The sequence below is a fragment of the Paenibacillus sp. YAF4_2 genome (assembly GCF_052113225.1).
In the GTDB taxonomy this organism is placed as follows: domain Bacteria; phylum Bacillota; class Bacilli; order Paenibacillales; family Paenibacillaceae; genus Pristimantibacillus.
This window is the reverse complement of the sequence record NZ_JBFRCT010000004.1, coordinates 232,958-254,737: the sequence shown is the minus strand read 5'-3', so window position 1 is coordinate 254,737 and position 21,780 is coordinate 232,958. Positions and strand designations below refer to the sequence as shown.

Below are 21,780 nucleotides of genomic sequence, written 5' to 3'. Positions count from 1 at the left end.
TTGTCTAACAGCCCTGGAGGAAGCTTGCTTCTTCCAGGGCTGTTATGGTTTTGAGCTGCACAAATACGTAAACGCTTACATTTCATCGTAGAATAATCCAATAAATCTTAGTTCTGTCACATTGCTGATGATTTGCCCCTATGTGAAACTTGGTTTAGATGAAGATTAACGCCTGAAAGGTGGGGCTCCCATGTACAAAGTGCTGGTCGTTGATGATGAACCGTTCATGCTGGAGGGCTGGAAGACGATGGTCAATTGGGAAGAGCATGGCTTTGAGCTGTGCTGGGCTGTATCGGATGGCAAAGAAGCACTGGATGTGATGGAGCATGAAGTGCCCGATCTTGTATTTACCGATCTGCAGATGCCGGTTATGGATGGACTTGAGCTCATTCGGCAGATGAAGCAGCACCCTGAGCTTAAAGATACAACAACGGTTATCGTAAGTGGATATTCCCGCTTTGATGCTGCACAATTTGCGATTAAGCATCAGATTGAACAGTATTTGCTCAAGCCGCTAATCGAGGAAGAAATTCATGAACTGCTGGATACTCTCCATCTAACGTTGGATGAACGTCAAGTGGCAGACCATTTAGCCGGCGAGGCGGAATCTTTGTCGGCCGTATTTGTAAGAGCACTGCAGGATGATGAGGAATCGCGGATTGCCTTGCTGCGGATGATGAATTGTCCAGCCGAAGCGGCAGGAAGACTGCTGCTGGTGGACCGAACTGGAGGAGCTCCTTCGCCAAGCAAAGCGGAAGTAGAAGCGATTCTGCCGGAAGGCTTCGGTTGTGTTGAGGGTGCCGCGGGCTGTGTGACTATGTTGGTCTGGTCCGATCAACGGGAAGCTCATTCAAGCCAAGAGCTGGATGCGACTGTTCGGATGATGGCCGCAAGGCTGGCAGAAGAATGGCCTTCCTGTCTTATATATATAAGCGGCAGGACAGAAGGATGGCGTCATCTGTCACAGCTAAATAAGCAATTGCTTGAGCTACGAAGCCGAAGCATGTATAAGGGACAGTCTGGTGTTTATTGGTATGATGGGCTGCACGAACAAGGGCAGTGGCGCTGGGAGGATGCGGCTAGCAGGACGGCGGTACTGCTAAGAGCGGTTGAGCAAAATGATGAGGCTGCGATTCGAGGTACGGCAGAATCGTTGGCAGTCTTTATTATCGGCGCGGTTGAACCGGCAGGAAGTCTGGCTGCAAGCCTGTCTTATCTGCAAGGTGGATTACTTCGTGCTTATCACAAAGCAGGCGGCAACACTGAACAGCCACCGGAGTGGCTCATGCTCAAGTATGGCAGGAATGACATGCAGCAAGCAGGAGACGTTACCCCTCTAAGTGAACGAATTGCCAAGACTTGCCTGCAAGCAGCCGAACAGATTGAAGATTTGAACAGTAAGCGGCCGGAGGGGCGCCTGCAGGAAGCAGTCACATTTGTCACCACTCATTTCCGCGATAAATTGCAGTTGAAGGAGTTGGCGGAGCAATTTCGCTTGAATCCGGTATACTTGGGCCAGCAATTCAAGCGGGTTACCGGCTACTGCTTTAATGATTATGTTCATCTCCAGCGGATTAAGGAAGCGAAGAAGCTTCTGCTTCGGACTGATCTGAAAGTATCGGTCATTGCAAGCGAGCTAGGCTATCACAGTACGGAATACTTCGGCTCTGTTTTTAAATCACTTACGAAAGTATCGCCTTCGGCTTACAAATCGAATCAAAAAGGTGACTGGCGCGATGATGAACCGGCTGTTTACTAATAAAATCAATGATATTCCCCTGAATCAGAAGTTTCTGATGATCTACGTATTTTGTGTCCTCATCCCGATTATTACGATCAACGTGTTTTTCTACCAACAGAACTCCGATAATATTCGAATACGCGAACAGGAGAACTTACGCAAATCGATCGACCGTGCGGCTGCAGAGCTTCACAGTATGATTGACGAAAGCGTGGCGGTCAGTCATTCGATCGAAGGTGACGATTCCCTAAATGAAGTATTGGATAAAACATACGACAGCCCGGTTTCCTCCTATGACAGCTATGACAGTGTGCTGCGAAATAAGCTGAAGCGCTACATGCCGGTCTATCCGAACATACTTGAGATCCGAATTTATACGTATAATCACTCCATTCAGACCGGGAGCAACTATTTTGTCATTAACCAGGCGGTAGAAAAAAGCACATGGCTTGAACCTATGCTGAAGCAGTCAGGTCATGCTTTCCGTGTGATGGTTTATACGGAAACATCCGGCGCAACAGGCTCCTCCAAAAAAATCAGTATCATCAGCGACATGGATCAAGGCTTTAGTGTGGTTAGACCGGAGTATCGCAAATTTCTAAGAGTCGATCTGAACGTGGACAAAATTTATGACATTCTAACAAGAGAGAGCGAAAGTCTGCATCTTGAGCTTGTGAATGAACAGAACCAGGTTGTAGCTGAAACCGGTGATCGCAACAAGGATGTGTATGCAGCAGATGATTCTGATTGGGGCTCAAGCGATGTATTTGTGTCGAACCTTGGTACGGTTAGTTATGTGCAGGGCTGGAAGCTGGTCGGACGGGCTAATAATGATCGCATTACAAGTCTGCTGGATGAAGCAAGACGATCCATCCTTTGGCTGGCGGTAATTAGTACCTTGATCCCGTCACTGCTTATTTTCGTTATGCTTCGTTCTTACCATTACCGGATCAAGAAGCTCGCACGTCATATGGACCGTTTACGGAATGAGCGCTTCGATCAGATTACGCTGCCGGAAGGGAAAGACGAGATTGGCGGATTAATTCACGCTTATAACCTGATGACCATGAAGATCAATACCTTAATTAATGATGTATATAAGCTCGAAATTCATCAGAAGAGCTTGGAGGTTGAACGGGTACGGATGGAGATGAACATGCTCCAGAGCCAGATGAATCCGCATTTTCTGTTTAACACGCTTAATGCCCTACTGGTTGTAGCTACGAAGAACGGCTATAAGGATGTTACCGAGATTATTAAGAGCTTATCGCTTCTCTTAAGAAGACTGCTCAGACGAGCGGATGACCTTGTGCCGCTGAAGGAGGAACTGCAATTTACGCTTATGTATTTGCAGATCGAGAAGTTCCGGTTTGGCGACCGATTCGATTATGTTGTAGACGTAGATCCTCTTGCGATGGATATGCGTGTGCCGATCATGAGCATCCAGCCTCTTGCTGAGAATGCCTGCAAGCATGGGCTGCAAGCGATAAAAGGCGGAGGTATCGTGCGTATTGAAGCCCGTCTCTCGGAACGTGGACTTATGGTCTCGGTAACGGATAACGGAATTGGCATGGAACAAGAGGAGCTGGAAAGAATGCAGCAGGCGGTCCGTTCTGAGCATGCGATGGAGGGACATGTCGGTATACGTAATGTGTATCGGAGACTCGAACTCTTTTACCATGAAAGCATACAGTTTCGGATGTTGAATGGCCCGGAAGGCGGGCTGTCCGTTAGTTACCAGATTCCACTTCAACAGCTTGAGCAAGCACAGGCGAAGCCAGGGGCCGCCTCGTAATACGAAAGGGGGAGCAGCATGTACCGTGTTTTGCTTGTTGATGATGAACCACTTGCGATTGAAGGGCTTCAATTACTAATTGACTGGAAGAAGAATGGGTTTGAAGTAGAGTCTGTCTGCGGGGATGGCGAAGAAGCGGCTCGTTTGATCCGTGCGTCGAAGCCTGATCTGGTTGTGACGGATATTCGAATGCCTTCGATGGATGGTTTGGAGCTTATTGCGCTGATGAGATTGGAAGGAAATAAGCAGACCAAATTTATTGTGATGAGCGGATACAGCGACTTTGAATATGCAAGAAGAGCGCTTCAGCTAGGCGTCTCCCATTATTTGACCAAGCCGATTATGAGTGAAGAAGCTGATGAAGTACTAGAAAGCTTAAGTAAAGCGATGAAGGAAGAGTCGCGTAAGCGGCGTACGCTGCTATATACAGAACGTTATGCGCAGCGCCGAGCACTATCTGCACTTATCCGGGGCGAAGAATTGTCTGAGGCGGAACAAGCTGCGTTGGATCGGATCACCGGGGGAGTGGGAGGCTGGGTATATCTGCGTGTGGAGACAGAGGAAGATGAGCTTGATTCTGCTATTGAAGCGATTGAAGAGCTTGATGAAGAGAGCGGATTGACCGGTTATATGACGGAGCAGGATCTTGCTTCCTTTGGTTTGGTATGTGCACTTCAAGATGACAGCAGACAGGCGTTTCGGGAAGCGGCGGCACTTCTATACCAGCAGATACAGGGCAATATCGGAGGAAGACTTAGTGTAGCTGTAGGAAGCGCGGTTAAGAATCCAGCCGAATTAAGCACCTCGTTCCGACATACGATGGAGGCCAGTATGTATTTATTTTTTGACCGGAGGCAGCAGCCCGTCTATTACGATGAGATTAAAGAGTTAGCTTTTGGCTATGATTCGCATCTATGGGAAGCAGCTGAAGGCATTGTAGAAGCAGTGGAAACCAATGATGAACAGCAGATAGTAAAGCGACTGCAGCGAATTTTTGATCATTTTACGAATCAAATGACGATGCCGGCTCTCATTTCTGCTTTCTCGACTCATATTATGGTGCAATGCTCCGGGATCTACAAGGAGCTTGGCGGTGATGCCGATCAGCTTATTGAGCGTACGGGTTCTCCACTTGTTGGCGCTTATGAGCATTCTTTGCTCAAGCTGCATGCGTTCTTGCTGTCCTTCTGTTTAATGTGCAGAGAGGAGCTGTCTAAGCTTCGCAACAGGCAGTATGGCGGAACGATAGCTAAGGTAGAGGGCTATTTGCGCCAGCATTACCGTCAATCGATTACAGTGAAGGAAATCGCGGAAATCTTTTTCATGAATCCGGTCTACTTGGGTCAGGCCTTCACGAGGAAATACGGTTTTAGCATTCATGAGTTTATCCATGGTCTACGGATGGAGGAAGCGAAGGAGCAGCTGCATACACAAGAGATTTCCGGGGCAGCACTTGCAGAGCGTCTAGGCTACTGCAGCTATCAGCATTTCTTGAAGCAGTTTGAGAAGAAATACGGGATGAAGCTTGCGGAGTATAAAAAAACAATAATGGACCTTAAATCGTAGGGGGATAATGCTTAACTCTGATTATGATGTAAACGCATACATCTACTTCATAATGAAGAAGCAAAGATCACAATTCATAGGAGGAGAAGCAAATGGGGGTTAAAGTAAATAAACCATTATTGACATCCATGGCAATCGCTCTCGCATTAACCTTAACCGCAACGGCCTGCAGTAATGGCAATAACGGTGGGAATAACAGCAGTAATGCTTCGACGGCACCGTCTAATGCTGCAACTAACAGTGAGAATACAAGCAGCCCGGAGGCGACGGACGAAGCACTGAAACCAATTGAGATTTCAGCATTCATTGGTGCTCCTGGTCAAGCACCTACACCTGACAACAAGCTGTTCAAAACGATTAAAGATGAACTGGGCATTACGTTTAAGCAGGAATTCCTGGTTGGCGATCTGGAGCAAAAGCTAGGCGTTATGATTGCCGGCGGCGACTACCCTGACCTGATCACAGCTAATCCGAAACTTGTAACTTCGGGCGCGGTCATTCCGCTTGAAGATCTTATTGAACAATATGCTCCAAAGCTGAAAGAGCATTATGCGAAATACTGGAATCAAATGAAAGATCCGTCTGACGGCCATATTTACTGGCTGCCGAATTATGGTGCCTTCCAAGGCGAAGTGAATGAAACCTGGTACAGCGGCCCAGCCTTCTATATTCAAAAAGCGGTTTTGAAGGAATTTGGGTATCCAAAACTGCAAACGCTTGATGACTATATGAAACTGATTCGTGATTATGCAGCGAAATATCCTGAGATCGACGGACAGCCAACAATCGGCTTCTCGACACTTGCATCTGACTGGCGTACATTCGGCCTGCTTAATGCTCCAGAGCATTTGACTGGACATCCAAATGATGGCGGCGTCGTAGTCGACAACGGTGTTGCAAGCGTCTTCGCAGATAAAGACATTTCGAAAACTTACTACAAAGAGCTGAACAATCTGTACAACGAAGGTTTGATGGATAAAGAAGCCTTCACGCAAAACTATGACCAATACCTCGCTAAGCTGACAACCGGCCGTGTACTCGGTATGTTCGATCAGCACTGGAATTTCCAGACAGCTGAGGATTCTCTCAATACGCAAAACAAATCGGAACGCACGTATGTAGGTTTCCCGCTTGTCTATGATGCAAGCACGAAAGACTACTATCGTGACCGTGCACCGATTAACTTGAATAATGGCTTTGGTATTTCTGTCGATGCAAAAGATCCTACTCGCATTATCCAAGCGTTGGAAGCTTTGATGGATGAGAGGTATCAAAAAATGTTCACTTGGGGCGAAGAAGGCGTTGACTACTCCGTTGGCGCAGACGGCAAATTCACCCGTACTCCTGAGCAACGTACACAATATGACGACCCAGCTTGGAAGCTTGCTAACCTTGGCAACGGTATCTTCACTTACCTTCCAAAACTCGAAGGTACTTTGAGCGACGGCAATGCAACAACACCAGGCGGCGACCCGCAAGAGTTCTATGACAGCTTGAAAGATGTCGACAAAGAGGTACTGAGTGCTTACGGACATAAAACATGGACGGAGTTCTTCTCTTCACCACCAGATAACCCGATCTACTACCCGGCGTGGCAGATCGACCTGATTGATGGTTCGGATGCTTCGATCGCTAACAAGAAAATGACAGATGCTTCTCTCAAATTCCTGCCTAGAGCGATCATGTCCAAACCGGATCAATTCGATAAAGTATGGCAGGACTATGTGGATGAGTATAAGAAAATCAATGTAAAAGCATACGAAGACCGCATCAATGAGCAGATTCAATGGCGTATTCAAAACTGGTCGACTAAGTAAGAAACAAGCAGCAGAAAGCGGAAGGTATGAAGCAGACTGCCTCATGCCTTCCGCTTTACCTATGGAGCGGAGGAAGAGAGATGGCAAAACCCGTTGATACATTAGCGCAGACGGCTGCTGCCCAGCCGAGGAAAACTCGTAAAATCCAGTTTTTCAGAAACCAGGGTCAGCTTATGTGGATGTCGCTGCCCGTTGTCCTTTATGTCATGCTCTTCTCGTATTACCCGATATGGGGCTGGACGATGGCCTTTCAGAATTATAAACCGGCCAAATCATTTGCTCAGCAGGAATGGGTAGGATTAAAGCAGTTCAAGTTTTTGTTTACGGATGACGGATTCCTGCGCGTACTTCGCAATACGATTGGCATGAGCGCTATTAATATGGTGCTGGGGTTTGTATCGGCAATTATTTTCGCGATTCTGTTGAACGAAGTGAAGAACAAGCTGTTCAAGCGTTCAATTCAGACAATCTCGTATTTACCGCATTTTCTATCTTGGATTATCGTTACGGGGATTGTTGCGAGTTCCCTTTCCGTTGATGGCGGTATCGTAAACATTCTACTCATGAAGCTTGGCTTTATACACGAGCCGGTCCTATGGCTTAGCGAGCCTAAATATTTCTGGGGTATCGTTGGCGCCTCGCATGTATGGAAAGAAGTCGGTTGGAATGCAATCATCTATTTGGCGGCGATTACTTCCATTGATCCATCGCTGTATGAGGCAGCGGAGATTGACGGGGCTAACCGTTACCATAAGATGTGGTATATAACGCTGCCGGGCATCAAGTCTATCGTTATTATTTTGCTCATTATGAACTTGGGCTGGATTCTCGAAGCAGGCTTCGAGGTGCAATATTTACTTGGCAACGGCGTTGTTGTCGACTGGTCAGAGACGATTGATATTTTCGTTCTAAAATATGGCCTTAAGCAGAGCAATTATTCACTGGCAACGGCAGCAGGTATATTCAAAACAGTTGTCAGTATTACCTTAATCTTTGCGGCGAACACCATTGCGAAGCGATTCGGCGAAGAGAGGCTTATTTGAAAAGGCTTATGCTTACGATGCAAGAATCATCATATATAGTCTGATCTAGGCTATTTCTTTTTAGGAGGGATAACGATGAAAAAAAGAACAGTCCAGCTTGAGCCAGCAGTATTCGGTACGGTCAACACGATTATTATGATTGCTCTGGCCGTAGTCACACTCTATCCCTTCTTGAATACGCTCGCTGTATCCTTTAATGCGGGGCTTGATACGATTCGAGGCGGTATTTATATTTGGCCGAGGATCTGGACTCTCCAGAACTATAAAGCGGTATTTATTACAGGGACAGTGTTTAATGCTTTCTATATTTCGGTTGCCCGTACGATAGTAGCTACGGTGCTTAGCTTGTTCTTGACGACGATGCTGGCTTATACCGTCAGCCGAAAGGAATATGCTTTCCGCAAGGCGATTACGATTATTATTGTTATGACGATGTACTTTAACGCAGGTCTAATCCCGTACTACTTCCTGATCAAGGATCTTCATATGCTGAATACCTTCATGGTGTACATCGTACCTGGTCTTGTCAGCGCATTTAATATGATCGTTATTCGTACTTATATTGGTACGCTGTCTGAAAGCTTGATCGAATCGGCAAAAGTTGATGGCGCAGGCGACTTCCGCATCTTCATGCAGGTTATTCTCCCGCTCTGCCAGCCTGTGCTTGCAACCGTGGCGTTGTTCGTGGCGGTGGGACAGTGGAATTCCTGGTTTGATACCTTCCTGTTCACTTCTTCGAAGCAGGAACTCAGCACACTTCAGTATGAGCTGATGAAGCTTCTATCCTCGTCGATGAACTCGAACAGTAACCCGGCGCTCCAGAACGGCGATGCCAATGCTGCAAAAGCAATGGTTACACCACTCTCCATCCGCGCTGCAATCACGATTGTCGCGTCCGTACCAATCTTGGTTGTGTATCCATTCCTTCAAAAGTACTTCGTGGTTGGTATGCAGCTAGGTAGTGTAAAGGAATAAGCACTCTGTTTCTTACCAAGGCCATCTTAATCGGATCATCCGATTGGATGGTCTTTTTTTGTCTAAAGCAGCAAACTACGCATTCAAATGTTCTTCCGATCGCCATTGTGTAAGGCTGATTCCAGCCTTGCATTAATCAAGTCAAAAGGCAGTCAGGGTCATCTGACTGCCTACATGGTTACAAAAAAAGAAAGGTGAGGGAGCGGAGCGAGCATAACGTGCTGGAGAAACAAAGCGTATGCTTCCGAAGTAGCTTTCTTTCAGAAAGCTTTTAGCGTTCGCCTTTGACCCTGAATTTCATCCGCTAAGCGGATAATTCGAAGGAATTCGGGGGCAACAGCGATCGGAAGGACGTTATGCTCGAGCAGCGGCTGTTCACCTTAACAAAGCTTCCGCGCAGCAACAACTCACCTTTAATAAATCTCTACATTATTAGGATTATTACGGCTAACTTCTTTACTTAACTCCTCGAATGATTTCACCTTGCCATGTGTCGGATGCTGCGTATGCTTGCGTTGCTTCCATGCGTTTTCTCTGCGGTTTTTTGGCGATGTCATGATAATAACCTCCTTTCATAAACAATAGGTTGGCGCATTGAGGGGCGAATCATGCAGAAGAGAACGCTCCTCATAATTTAGGCGAATTAGGAAATGATAACCTATAATAATGAACGGTGGTGACAATAGTGCCGACGAAACCGAAAGCCAGAAGTATGCCTGAAGGCCAATTGGATCATCACGCCATTGATCAATTCAAGGACGTACCAATCCGATCAAGCATCGAAGAAAACAATAAAATCATGGAAGAGCTGTTTAAGGACAGCTCGGATATCGTCCTCCGTGAATTTGATATCGAAAATGGCCCCAAAGCGATGCTGTGTTACGTTGACGGCTTGGTAACGACGAGTGCCGTTGATGCCGCATTACAGGCGCTTATGATATTTAAAGGTGACGCTTTTACCATAGACCGGATTACCGAGCAGACACTTCCGGTTACGCAAGCCTCAAAGATCCAGTTCTATAAAGAGCTTTTAACTAACCTTTTGTCAGGCGACAGTGTTCTATTCGTAGACGGGCAGGATAACGCAGTTTGTCTAGGGCTGCGGGGCGGTATACGCCGCAGCGTTGCAGAGCCGGAAACAGAGACGGTTGTTCGTGGTCCACGCGAAGGCTTTAATGAGCATCTTCGGACAAATACTTCATTAGTAAGGAGTAAGATCAAGTCTCCCCGGCTAAAGATGAAATCTTTTGTGATTGGGACAGAGACACATACCAACATCATCCTTGCCTATATGGCCGGAATTGTGAATCCGAAATTAGTTGAAGAAGCTGAGAAGCGTTTAAGCAGGATTAAGATCGACGGTGTGCTGGAAAGTGGATATATTGAAGAATTTATTCAGGATCAAGGCTACTCGCCTTTCCCTCAAGTACAGACAACAGAACGACCTGATACGGTTGCAGCCGCTTTATTAGAGGGACGAATTGCGATAATGGTCGATGGAACGCCGTTTGCCTTAATCGCTCCCTTTGGCTTCTGGCAGTGGCTGCAGGCCAGTGAAGATTACTATGAGCGGTTCATGGTATCCACTTTATTGAGGTGGCTCAGAATGGCAAGCTTATTTGTTGCCTTACTGTCCCCAGCATTATATATCGCGGTTTCGACTTTTCATCCAGAAATGATTCCAACGAACCTATTGCTTAGTATCGCAGCATCACGTGAAGCGATCCCTTTCCCAGCCGTTGTAGAGGCGCTCATTATGGAGATTGCCTTCGAAGCTTTGAGGGAAGCGGGCGTCCGGCTCCCTCGAACTGTCGGTCAAGCAGTCAGTATTTTGGGAGCACTGGTTGTTGGACAAGCCGCGGTACAGGCGGGGATCGTGTCAGCTGCAATGGTTATTGTCGTATCGATGACGGGGATTGCTTCCTTTACCCTTCCCCGTTATAACGCGGCTATCTCCATTCGGATGCTGCGTTTTCCATTAATGCTGCTTGCCTCCGTTTTTGGCCTGCTTGGCATTATGATTGGTGTGATGGTTATTGTGGGTCATTTGGCGAAGCTCACAACATTTGGAGTTCCTTATCTTGCACCCGTAACACCGGTTGATGTTTCAGATTTGAAAGATGTCCTGGTACGTGCTCCATGGTGGAAGATGAAGAAACGGCCTAAATATTTGGGAACGGATAATGTCAGGCGCCAAGATCCGCAGCAATAACAACAGAGGAGGAGAGTCCTGTCTATGAAGATAATCAGAATTTTGCGCAACTCTTTAATAGGTATTGTCCTTCTAGGCATGCTCCTCCTGCTGTCGGGCTGTTGGGATAGGCGTGAGATTAATGATGTGGCGTTCGTACTGGCCAGCGCTATTGATAAAGAAGGCGACAACATTCGGGTCAGTGTTCTTATCCCACTGCCCGGGAATATGGGGGGCACCGGCTCCGGCGGAGGCGGCGGTTCTGGCGGGCAAAAGCCGTTCGCGATTAAGACAGAGACTGGGAAAACAGTTCGCGAAGCGGTCTCAAAGCTCCAATACCGCCTACCAAGGCATTTGTTCTTTGGGCATCGTCGGGTAATTGTTATCGGGGAGGAATTGGCGAGACAAGATGGTGTATCTACTATTATTGATGCCGTAACCCGCATACCCGAGAACCGGTTAACCGCGTTTATCGCGATCACTGAAGGGAAAGCGGTGGATGTTCTTAACGCGGATACCCGTCTTGAGCGTTTTTCGGCAGAGTCCATGAGGGAGCTTCTTCAATCGGACGCAAGTGTTCGGGTTTCTTTAAAGGATGTCATCAACAAGATTATTGCTGTCGGAAATGATGCATTCTTTCCTTATGTGGAGAAAGTGAAGACAAAAATTAAAGGTCAGGAAGCGGAAGATGTGAATATCGAAGGATTTGTGTTGACCCATAATGGCAAGATGAAAGGTGTCGTTAAAGGTAATGCAGCTATCGGGCTCAGACTTCTGAATCGCCAATTCCGCAAATATGATGAGACGTTTAATGATGAAGGGAATTACCTTACTATAGCAATTAATGAAGCTGATGTGAGAATCAAACCTGTTCTTAAGAATGGCAAGTTGGCTTTCCGAATTCATTCGATGGTGAAGGCAAGTATTAATGAGGATCGTAATTTAGATCGGAACTACGACGACTACAAGCAGCGCAGGCAGATTGAGCAAATGGTTCAGCAACAGGTGGTTAATAATATTAAGCTCGCTATTGAGAACATGCAACGCACCAATTGTGATGCTATAGGGTTTGGATTGTATGCGTACCGAGCTTACCCTCAGTTATGGACAAATGAATATCGTAAAGAATGGGAGACGATTTTCAAAGAGACCGAATTTGAAGTGACAGCGACAACGAATTTGTTCCGACTAGGCATGAGCAGTGAGAACCTGGGAAGGAAGGATCAGTAAGATGGATATCGGTTTTATCGTATTTGTGATCGTTCTCCTAATCGGTACCGCTGTTGTTAAATGGAAAAACATGAAAAATACGTCCAGCAAGATGATGTTTTTCTCCATAGTTGGCTTGATTCTTGTATTGATCATCATCTGCATTAAACATAAAGCATACTCCATCATGAGTATGTCCGTCATGCGGAATATGGTGATGAGTATGTATGATTTGATGAAAGGGTAGGGGAGCTAATATGCAAGATCGTATGAAAGTAACCACGCTGCAGATGTCGCTGCTTGTCGCATCGCTGCTTATTGCTTCTAATATGAATACGATGCCAACTGCGTTAACGATGGCGGCCCAACAGGATGCATGGTATGCCTATTTGTTTTCGATCCCCTATGGGATCGGAATGGCTTATATTATGTGGAGACTGGTGCGTATTAGTCCGGAGAAAAACATGTATGAAATCATGCAGCAATCCTTGGGTAAATGGTTTGGAGGATTGTTTAATGGGGTATTGATTGCCTATTTGTCTATAGACTTGATCACACAGCTGCGCATATATAGTGACTTCTTCAGTTCTTCAATCTTGCTGCGAACGCCGCAGATTTACATCCTGCTGATGACTATGCTGCTGCTAGCCTATTATGCAGGGGGCTCCATGGAGCATTTGTTCAGGACGAATGTTGTGTTTATAACCTTATTCATTGGGTTTTACACGCTGACTCCCATATTTCTGCTTAATGAAATTGATTTGAATAAGCTTCAGCCATCTCTTAGTAGTGGTGTTATTCAACCGTTAAAGGGAGGGTTTTTAGCAATTGGCTCATTTACGGATCTTATCGTGTTTGGTGCTTTTCTTCACCATGTGAGAAAGCCGCGTGATATTTATCTGGCGATGAAAACAGGTGTTATCTACTCCGCGCTTATGCTTACCATCTGGTTATTCTGTGTTGTGAGTGTCGTTAGCCCGATCCTTTCTACACGACTCATCTATATTGGCTGGATTCTCGTTCAGCAGATTCATGTAACAGACTTTTTGGATAGAATTGATTTATTTCTTATTAGCTTGTATGTTCCGATCCTCCTCATTAAATTTGCTGCTTTGTACATCGCTATTTTGACGGGGATTGCTTCTTATACGAAACAAAAAAAGTTCGACTTTATTAATCTGCCGATAGGGATTGTGTTTACCATCCTGGCATCTATAACGTTCAGTAACACAGATGAAGTTTCACAGTTTTACGCGTTTGGCATCACGCCAATCTCGATTTGTGTTCAGTTTATATTCCTTGCGGGCTTATTTATTGGTCTAGGGATTAGGAAGAGAAAAAGTCAGCCGGCTGACCTCAAGGTAAACGGCTCGGGGATCGGGATATGGCTGATGCTGGCCGGGGGAGCAGCGGCTATTGTTGCTGGTGCCACGGTTGGCAATCAGCACGGTTATTACGGTCTGATAAGTGCAATATTATTCGTCTGCTTCCTGCTGGTATGTGTGTATTTCAGTATGAGGGAGTTTGTAAAATCAATGGGGAGAAGGACATAAACCTATAAACATGGATAACGGCACCCGAGAAATCGGGTGCCGTTGGTTTGTGTAACGTATATTTAACCTCAGCGGCAGTAAGTACTGACCGCAGGTTCATATCCCTTGTTAATTGCAACAAGATTAATGTGAGATGATTATCTTGCGCATACTTTGGGTTGCTTTGTGTAACGGACAAAGCAGCTTGTAAGCATACTTTAAAACAACGAAAGCCCTGCCTCTCTTCCGTCCTTGCGGCTCCTAGACCGCGCCAGTGTGAATCAAAGTTCTTACTGTACGTAAGGATTTGGAATTAACAGAAAAGAAAAATCTTATTCGAGGAACTCATGAATTTTTCTGTTTTGGAGGGATATACAGGGGTTAAATATAACACAACTTTTTTAGTATATATCTATTAGCCAGAAAAAGCAAGGAAAATACAAAAATTGTTAGGTCCACTTTGCGGCCCAAAGCTTCATTTGCTTCAAGATATGGTGAAGATCCTCGCCTTTAGGTGTTAGGGTGTATTCTACAGTAACGGGAACAGTCGGAAATACGTGACGCTCAAGCACTCCTTTTTCCTCCAAATGGCGAAGCGTGCTGGTGAGTGCTCGTGGACTAACAGCCGGAATCAGACGCTGCAGCTCGCCAAATCTTCTTGTGCCGCAGAACAGTTCTCTGATCACGAGGAAAGCCCATTTTCCTCCGATAACGTCCAGCGTTTTCTCGATGTTGCATTCAATGGTGACAGGTTCTTTTGGTATGTAATTATCAGCATGCATGATCATTCAAGCCCCTTTCTTACATAACGATCTATAACTACATTTAGTATAGTATATATATTAGAAATAATAAATTGAAAAAACATTCACTACTTTAAAAAAGTTACGAACTGTCATACACTAAGCCAAGGAAGACACTAGGCGAGGGGATAACAGACTATGAAATATAGAAAACTTGGGAACAGCGGTCTTAAAGTAAGTGAGATCGGATTAGGAAGCTGGCTCACATACGGAGATGCGACGGAGAAAGAGACGGCAGGACAATGTATTCGGCTTGCTTATGAGAGCGGTATCAATTTCTTTGATACGGCTAATGCCTACAACCGTGGAGAAGCCGAGAAGGTTATGGGTGATACATTAAGGGATTATCGTCGCAGCAGTTATGTGCTCGCAACCAAAGTTTACTTCCCAATGGATGCAGGCCCCAATGACCGTGGGCTATCCCGCAAACACATTATCGAACAATGTGATGCAAGTCTGAAGAGACTTGGCACCGATTACATCGATTTGTATCAATGCCATCGTTATGATCCGGAAACACCTGTCGAAGAAACGCTGCGTGCTTTAGATGATCTTGTTGCTTCCGGTAAAATTCTATATGCGGGTATTAGCGAATGGTCAGGCGCTCAAATTACGGATGCCGTTGGAATCGGTAAACGGCTTGGTCTTCGTCCGCTTGTGTCAAATCAGCCCATTTACAACATGATTGAGCGTTACATCGAGAAGGAAGTACTGCCGGTAAGTGAGCGTGAAGGATTAGGTCAGGTTGTGTTCTCTCCACTTGCGCAGGGTGTATTGACGGGGAAATACAAACCAGGTCAGGCTGCTCCTTCAGACAGCCGTGCAGCCAATAAACAGACGAATTTTGTTATTAACAGCTACATGCGTGAAGATGTATTGACTTGTGTGCAGCAGCTGGAGCAGCTAGCAGGAGAAATCGGGGCGACGCTGTCGCAATTCGCGCTTGCTTGGGTGCTGCGCCAGCCTGGAGTGAGCTCGGCTATTATTGGTTCTAGTCGTCCTTCACAAATTGAGGAGAATTTGAAGGCAGTAGATCTCACATTAACTTCTGATATTCTTGTGCGTGCAGACGCGATTCTGGCTGAGATTAACGGCTTTTCTCCACTTCGTTAAGAGTCATTCAAATTTCATTCCTTCATTTAAATAAGGTATGATGGGTTCAATGAAGGGATGGAGCGTATGAAGCTATATCTGCTTAGAGGTTATAACTTCTTTTATTTCTCGATGTTTGCGATGTTCTTGTCTTTCCTGCCGCTGTACTTCTCGGAGAAAGGCATCTCTGCATCAGAAATCGGAATGATATTAGGGACGGGCAGCATTATCGGCGTAATCTCCCAGCCATTATGGGGGATGATCAGCGATAAATATAAAACGATTAAGGTTGTTCTGCTGATTCTGCTGACCGCATCCATTGGTCTAGGGATTTTGTTATTCTCCGTTTCGCTCCTGTCTGCGGCTTTTGCTTTAACGGCTGCCATGTACTTTTTCTTAATGCCTGCCGATCCATTGACGGAGAGTATGAATTATCGTCTCGCCGAAAAGAGTGGGGTAAGCTTCGGCTCAATTCGCATGTACGGAGCTTTAGGCTATGCAGTTTCTTCCTATATAATTGGTTACGTTGGCGATCAGTACGGAATGGAAAGCTTCGTATACTTATATGCTGCTTATGGAGTCATTACATTGGTACTATGCGTTTCGTTACCCGAAACACCAGCAGCAGGGAAGCCAGTAGCCTGGCGGGATATGCTGCCCTTTTTCCGGGACAAGCGTACGATACAGTTTCTGCTGCTCGTCTTGTTAATGGCAATCCCGCATCGGATGAACGACAGTTATGTTGGCCTTTACGTCCAAAGCCTTGGCGGAGGAGTGGGGATGGTGGGGCTGGCCTGGTTTATTATGACGCTGGCGGAGGTTGTCTTCTTCGGTCTGATTCACCGGTTCATCAGACCAGGCAGAGAGCTCCAGATTATCTCGCTTGCCGGAGTTGTTTATGTCATTCGGTTCGCGCTGTCAGCCTGGTGGGATGATCCGGTAGCGATCGTGTGGCTTCAGCTGCTGCAAGGGTTATCATTCGTCTTGTTCTATGCTGCATCTATTCAATATCTATACACCTTAATCCCAGAGCAGTGGAAAGCAACCGGACAAACGATACTCGCCATGCTGCTATTTGGCGTATCGAGTATTATATCCTCTACTGTTGGCGGCTGGTTGTTTGATTGGATAGGGGGACCCGGGCTTTATGTCTGTATGTCGGTCTTATCCTTTATTGGGGTGTGCTGCGGATTACTTATACAGAACAATCAAAAAAGGATCAGGGGGACCTGATCCTTAGACAGTTGATATACTCATGCTAAGGATCAGGGTAACCTGATTCCTTTTTTTTTACTATATTAATAGGAAGAGATTTTTTTCGTTTAAGCTTGAGCGGATTAATTTGTCGGGATAATGGACTGTCCGCTTCTGTGTTTGGCACGCATATTTTCGTAATCTTTAATTTGCTGCGGCATAATATCGCCTCCAGCGAACTGGTACTTCACCAAGGTGTTGAAGTCTTGCAACCATGGAGTTAAGGAATGATTCATCCAGGCCTGCTTGGCGTATTCATTAAGTTCATTTACAAAATCCATATTTGCCGAGATATGCACTTCCTGAACAGCAGGTGCAAGCTCCCTTACTTTTACGGCTACGGTCTGCTTAAGCTCATCTGACAGCATGCTGTGATCATTGACAGTAAATAAGGAGTTGTACGGACTAACCAGCTGGCGATTATCCCATCGCTGGCTGCCCGTATCATGGTTGTATACACCTTCGCTTGAACCGCTTCGATTTTGCTCATCAGTATGGCCTGCACTTTTTGTCCCCACAGCGGTCCAGTCAAGGGCAAGTCCAACATAAGCATTCTTGTCGGTAAGCATGACAATCGACGAACCAACGCCGCCTAGCTTAGATACTTCATTAGAAAGCGTGTTGCTGTATTCGAAAAAGGTGTTGTCATGCTGATATGGATTGTTTGCGGAAGAAGTACCATACATCTTACCTCCAAGCATTTTGGCATCACCGGCTTTACGGCTGCCATAATCATGGTCACTGCTTTGGATTTGCTTCTCATAGCCACACGCTGCTGTCATGCTAATTAGTAAACAAGAAATCAATAATCCGGCCACTCGTTTGTTCAAGACAAATCAGCCTCCATTCGGGCGGTTATAGGAATAGGTTCTGTAGGGAACGATGAAATATACGCTTCAACCTCCATACATAATTGACCATGGGTTTGGTGCACAATGTAGGGTAGGGAAACCGTGTAAGAAAATGCTTTGTCAAACCCGCGAAGCCATGAAAATACGGGGTTTTTGACAGCTTTGAGAACAATTTGTGAACTCTCTGCGGAACATTGACAAATAAGTACAGCAACTTTATATTTAATAAAGTGATTTAGTTCCAGTAGTTGTCATAACATCTGTGAAACACGCAGTTTGCCGCATTATTCCTAAGATGATAGCATCTGCGAAAACGTCAAAAGTGGGGTTGATTATTGATGAATCGGTGGCAGTTTTTTAGAAAGCTTGCGCCGCTTCTGGCCTTGATGGTGCTCGTGCTGTCGGCATGCGGACGGAGTGACCTGTCCACGCTGAGGCCCCAAGGTCCTGTAGCGGAAGAGCAATTCGGACTGATGAAGCTGGCGATCTCGATCATGTTAATCGTGATTGTTGTCGTGTTTGCGATTTCTTTCTATGTAATTATTCGTTTCCGCAGACGTCCTGGCGACAAGACGATTCCGAAGCAAGTAGAAGGTAACCATAAGCTGGAGATTATTTGGACAGTTATTCCGATTATCCTCTTGATTATCCTTGGTGTACCAACTATTCAATCGGTATTTAACCTCTCAAAGGATCACACAAAAGATCCGGATGCGGTTAAGGTTGTCGTTACAGCTCACCAATATTGGTGGGAATTCGAGTATCCTGAACTCGGTATTAAGACTGCGCAGGAATTGGTTATTCCTAAGGGTAAGACGATTTCCATTGAAGCGAAATCAGCAGACGTTCTTCACTCGTTCTGGATTCCGTCTCTTGCCGGTAAAATCGATGCAAACCCAGGAGCAAACGTTAACATTATGTACTTCTCGGCTCCAAAAGAAGGCGTTTACTTAGGTAAATGTGCTGAGCTTTGCGGACCTTCGCATGGCCTTATGGACTTTAAAGTAAAATCGGTGGACGAGTCTTCGTTTGACCGTTGGACTGCAGCATTGCAGGCTCCAACTGCGCTTCCAAGCGACCCGGCTATTAAAGAAGCCTTTGTCAGCAAATGTTTGACTTGCCACGCTGTAGGCGATCAAGGCGGTCCAGCATTCCCTAACCTGACAGGTGTTGGCAGCCGTGAGACTGTCGGCGGTATCCTCGTTAACACTGATGATCCGAAATATTCCAATGAAGGTTCGACGTATGACAACCTGCATCGTTGGATAGAAGATCCGTCGGCTGTAAAACCTGGCACACTTATGCCTAAGGTTGATTTGACACAACAAGAGCTTGACGGAATTTCGAAATATTTATCGGAACTAAAACTCGACTACGAACAATAATCATCGGTGATTAAAGGAGGTACCTACCTTGGCTCATGGACATGCGGTTAAACGTTATTCCGGCCTGATGGATTGGCTGACAACGGTTGACCACAAAAAAATCGGTATTTTGTATTTAATCGCCGGAGGTTTTTTCTTCCTTGTCGGCGGTTTGGAAGCACTACTTATTCGGATTCAGCTGTGGAAGCCGCTTAATGATTTCGTTAGTGCGGATACATATAACGAGCTGCTTACGATGCATGGTACAACAATGATCTTCCTAGCGGCGATGCCAGTCATCTTCGCTTTGATGAATGCGATCGTGCCGCTCCAGATTGGCGCACGCGACGTTGCGTACCCATTCGTAAACGCAATTGGTTTTTGGACATTCTTCTTTGGCGCAGTACTTCTAAATGTAAGCTGGTTTACTGGCTCTGCACCAGATGGTGGCTGGACAGCTTATGCTCCACTCTCAGGTACGACTTTCAACGGCGACCATGGTATGGACTACTACGTACTCGGCTTGCAGATTGCCGGTATTGGTACACTCGTCGGTGGTATTAACTTCTTGGTAACGATCATTAATATGCGTGCTCCGGGCATGACCTTCATGCGTATGCCAATGTTTACATGGTCTGTCTTCATTACTTCAGCACTGATCTTGTTCGCATTCCCAGCGCTGACAGTTGGCCTTGCGGCTTTGATGTTCGACCGCGTATTTGATGCAAACTTCTTTGACCCTTCAGGCGGCGGTAACGCAGTCCTCTGGGAGCATATTTTCTGGATCTTCGGGCATCCTGAGGTTTATATCCTCATCCTGCCGGCCTTCGGTGTTATCTCCGAGGTTGTCAGCACATTCTCTCGTAAACGGTTGTTCGGTTACAGCTCGATGGTATTCGCTACCATCCTGATCGGCTTCCTAGGCTTCATGGTATGGGCGCATCACATGTTCACAACAGGTCTTGGACCGGTTGCGAACGGCTTGTTCTCAATCGCGACAATGCTGATCGCTGTACCTACTGGTATCAAGATCTTTAACTGGCTGTTCACTCTGTGGGGCGGCTCGATTAAATTCACTGCAGCGAACCTGTTCGCTGTTGGCTTTATCCCAACGTTCGTAATGGGTGGTGTAACCGGCGTCATGCTGGCTGCAGCTCCTGCGGATTTCCAGTACCACGATTCGTATTTCGTAGTTGCGCATTTCCACTACGTTATCGTAGGTGGACTTGTACTTGGTCTCTTCTCAGGCCTGCACTACTGGTGGCCTAAGATGTTCGGCCGCATGTTGAATGAAGGCCTTGCAAAGCTGACGTTCTGGACGTTCTTTATCGGCTTCCACTTAACGTTCTTCATCCAGCATTTCCTTGGTCTGATGGGCATGCCTCGCCGGATCTGGACTTATCTGGACGGACTTGGATTCAACGAAATGAACATGATTAGTACGGTTGGCGCAATGCTGATGGGTCTTGGTACAATCTTCTTCCTTCTGAATGTCGTTATTACTGCATTCAAACCTAAGAATGCAGCAAACGATCCTTGGGAAGATGGACGTACTTTGGAGTGGACGATTCCTTCGCCAGCTCCAGAATACAACTTCAAGCAAACTCCGCTTGTTCGCGGTTATGATGCATACTGGAAAGAAAAAATGGATGGTCATACGGAGATGACACCGGCTGAGCCGATTGGTTCAATCCATATGCCATCCCCATCTATTCTGCCTCTGTTCATGGCGATCGGCTTGTTTATTACAGGTCTTGGTCTTATGTACTCACATGGCGAATGGGGTAAAATTGCTGGTATTGAAGCAGGATTTGTTGTAGGCGGTATCGGTTTGATCATCACATTCACATGTATGATTATCCGCTCTCTGATTGACGATCATGGCTTCCATATCGAACCGGAAGAACTGCAAGATAAGGGGGTAAAAGCATGAGTGCACATTCCCATACTGAAGGCCAATTGCCTCATGAGCCTGAAAAAGCAACCCTTGAGGGTCGCAATAAGATTCTTGGTTTCTGGTTATTCCTTGGTGCGGAAACGGTATTGTTCGGAACGCTGTTCTCGGCGTTCCTGGCACTCCGAGATCAAGTTCTGGATGGACCGACGTCGCAAGAGCTGTTCGAGCTTCCCCTCGTTGCACTTGCAACCGGCTTGCTCTTAACTTCCAGCTTGACGAGCGTATTCGCAACACAAGCGCTGCACATGCAAAAGGTTAAAGCGATGATCGGCTGGTTGCTCATTACGGTTATTCTAGGTCTTGGCTTCCTTGGCCTTGAGATTTATGAGTTCTCGAACTATGTACACGAAGGCCATGGCTTTACAACGAGTGCATTCAGCTCCTCGTTCTATACGCTGGTTGGTTTCCACGGCGCTCACGTAGCGTTTGGTATCGTGTGGATCTCGCTCTTGATCGGACAATTGATGAAGAAAGGCCTGACGGTCGTAACAGCCCCTAAAGCATACGTGGCCGGCATCTACTGGCACTTTATCGATGTTGTCTGGGTATTTATCTTCACCGTCGTTTACCTGATGGGAAAGGTGGGCTAA

General features: G+C 46.3%; 18 protein-coding genes. 15 read left to right on the top strand and 3 right to left on the bottom strand.

Annotated features, from left to right (window positions below; translation table 11 throughout):
* Nucleotides 1-190: 190 nt before the first annotated feature.
* The 6 genes from AB4Y93_RS11565 to AB4Y93_RS11540 all read left to right on the top strand — a co-directional run bounded on the left by AB4Y93_RS11565 (nt 191) and on the right by AB4Y93_RS11540 (nt 8,937).
* Nucleotides 191-1,759, top strand: coding sequence for a response regulator transcription factor (locus AB4Y93_RS11565; RefSeq protein ID WP_441892006.1), 1,569 nt, complete (start codon nt 191-193; stop codon nt 1,757-1,759).
* Nucleotides 1,737-3,536 carry a sensor histidine kinase gene (locus AB4Y93_RS11560; protein WP_441892004.1) on the top strand — a complete coding sequence of 600 codons (1,800 nt, stop codon included), beginning with the start codon at nt 1,737-1,739 and terminating at the stop codon, nt 3,534-3,536. The genes AB4Y93_RS11565 and AB4Y93_RS11560 overlap by 23 nt, the downstream gene beginning before the upstream one ends.
* 18 nt (nt 3,537-3,554) lie before the next feature.
* Nucleotides 3,555-5,102, top strand: coding sequence for a response regulator transcription factor (locus AB4Y93_RS11555; protein WP_441892002.1), 1,548 nt, complete (start codon nt 3,555-3,557; stop codon nt 5,100-5,102).
* A 92-nt stretch (nt 5,103-5,194) separates the two neighbouring features.
* Entirely contained in the window at nt 5,195-6,919 is a 1,725-nt protein-coding gene (locus AB4Y93_RS11550) for an ABC transporter substrate-binding protein (RefSeq protein WP_441892000.1), read from the top strand.
* Nucleotides 6,920-6,999: 80 nt separating this feature from the next.
* A complete protein-coding gene (locus AB4Y93_RS11545) occupies nt 7,000-7,962 on the top strand; it encodes an ABC transporter permease (protein ID WP_441891998.1) in 963 nt (320 codons plus the stop codon).
* Nucleotides 7,963-8,037: 75 nt separating this feature from the next.
* On the top strand, nt 8,038-8,937 hold the full coding sequence (locus AB4Y93_RS11540; RefSeq protein ID WP_441891996.1) for a carbohydrate ABC transporter permease: 900 nt from the start codon (nt 8,038-8,040) through the stop codon (nt 8,935-8,937).
* Between the two features lie 413 nt (nt 8,938-9,350).
* On the opposite strand, the gene AB4Y93_RS11535 is transcribed toward AB4Y93_RS11540, so the two are convergent.
* The gene (locus AB4Y93_RS11535) at nt 9,351-9,494 is read right to left on the bottom strand and encodes a DUF6254 family protein (RefSeq protein WP_441891995.1); all 144 of its coding nucleotides are present in this window, start codon (nt 9,492-9,494) and stop codon (nt 9,351-9,353) included.
* A 128-nt stretch (nt 9,495-9,622) separates the two neighbouring features.
* Between AB4Y93_RS11535 and AB4Y93_RS11530 the strand changes: the two genes are divergently transcribed.
* From AB4Y93_RS11530 to AB4Y93_RS11515, 4 genes are read left to right on the top strand one after another with little or no spacing between them, the layout of a single operon-like run.
* On the top strand, nt 9,623-11,149 hold the full coding sequence (locus tag AB4Y93_RS11530) for a spore germination protein (protein ID WP_441891993.1): 1,527 nt from the start codon (nt 9,623-9,625) through the stop codon (nt 11,147-11,149).
* A gap of 24 nt (nt 11,150-11,173) precedes the next feature.
* On the top strand, nt 11,174-12,358 hold the full coding sequence (locus tag AB4Y93_RS11525; RefSeq protein ID WP_441891991.1) for a Ger(x)C family spore germination protein: 1,185 nt from the start codon (nt 11,174-11,176) through the stop codon (nt 12,356-12,358).
* Between the two features lies 1 nt (nt 12,359).
* Nucleotides 12,360-12,584 carry a hypothetical protein gene (locus AB4Y93_RS11520; RefSeq protein WP_441891989.1) on the top strand — a complete coding sequence of 75 codons (225 nt, stop codon included), beginning with the start codon at nt 12,360-12,362 and terminating at the stop codon, nt 12,582-12,584.
* Between the two features lie 10 nt (nt 12,585-12,594).
* Nucleotides 12,595-13,890, top strand: a complete 1,296-nt coding sequence (locus AB4Y93_RS11515) for a GerAB/ArcD/ProY family transporter (protein WP_441891987.1) — start codon at nt 12,595-12,597, stop codon at nt 13,888-13,890.
* A 428-nt stretch (nt 13,891-14,318) separates the two neighbouring features.
* Here the strand turns inward: AB4Y93_RS11515 and AB4Y93_RS11510 are convergent, their stop codons facing one another.
* Nucleotides 14,319-14,657, bottom strand: a complete 339-nt coding sequence (locus AB4Y93_RS11510) for a winged helix-turn-helix transcriptional regulator (RefSeq protein ID WP_441891985.1) — start codon at nt 14,655-14,657, stop codon at nt 14,319-14,321.
* 153 nt (nt 14,658-14,810) lie between these two features.
* Here AB4Y93_RS11510 and AB4Y93_RS11505 point away from each other — a divergent pair, with 153 nt between their 5' ends.
* A complete protein-coding gene (locus AB4Y93_RS11505) occupies nt 14,811-15,785 on the top strand; it encodes an aldo/keto reductase family protein (RefSeq protein ID WP_441891983.1) in 975 nt (324 codons plus the stop codon).
* Nucleotides 15,786-15,851: 66 nt separating this feature from the next.
* Nucleotides 15,852-16,997, top strand: coding sequence for an MFS transporter (locus AB4Y93_RS11500; RefSeq protein WP_441891981.1), 1,146 nt, complete (start codon nt 15,852-15,854; stop codon nt 16,995-16,997).
* A 104-nt stretch (nt 16,998-17,101) separates the two neighbouring features.
* On the opposite strand, the gene AB4Y93_RS11495 is transcribed toward AB4Y93_RS11500, so the two are convergent.
* Entirely contained in the window at nt 17,102-17,848 is a 747-nt protein-coding gene (locus tag AB4Y93_RS11495) for a hypothetical protein (RefSeq protein WP_441891979.1), read from the bottom strand.
* A gap of 359 nt (nt 17,849-18,207) precedes the next feature.
* Here AB4Y93_RS11495 and coxB point away from each other — a divergent pair, with 359 nt between their 5' ends.
* The 3 genes from coxB (at nt 18,208) to AB4Y93_RS11480 (ending at nt 21,780) form a co-directional block, all read left to right on the top strand.
* Nucleotides 18,208-19,254, top strand: a complete 1,047-nt coding sequence (gene coxB / locus AB4Y93_RS11490; protein WP_415639823.1) for a cytochrome c oxidase subunit II — start codon at nt 18,208-18,210, stop codon at nt 19,252-19,254.
* A gap of 67 nt (nt 19,255-19,321) precedes the next feature.
* Nucleotides 19,322-21,166, top strand: a complete 1,845-nt coding sequence (gene ctaD, locus AB4Y93_RS11485) for a cytochrome c oxidase subunit I (RefSeq protein ID WP_441892535.1) — start codon at nt 19,322-19,324, stop codon at nt 21,164-21,166.
* Nucleotides 21,163-21,780, top strand: coding sequence for a cytochrome (ubi)quinol oxidase subunit III (locus AB4Y93_RS11480; RefSeq protein WP_441891977.1), 618 nt, complete (start codon nt 21,163-21,165; stop codon nt 21,778-21,780). Before ctaD ends, AB4Y93_RS11480 begins: the two co-directional genes overlap by 4 nt.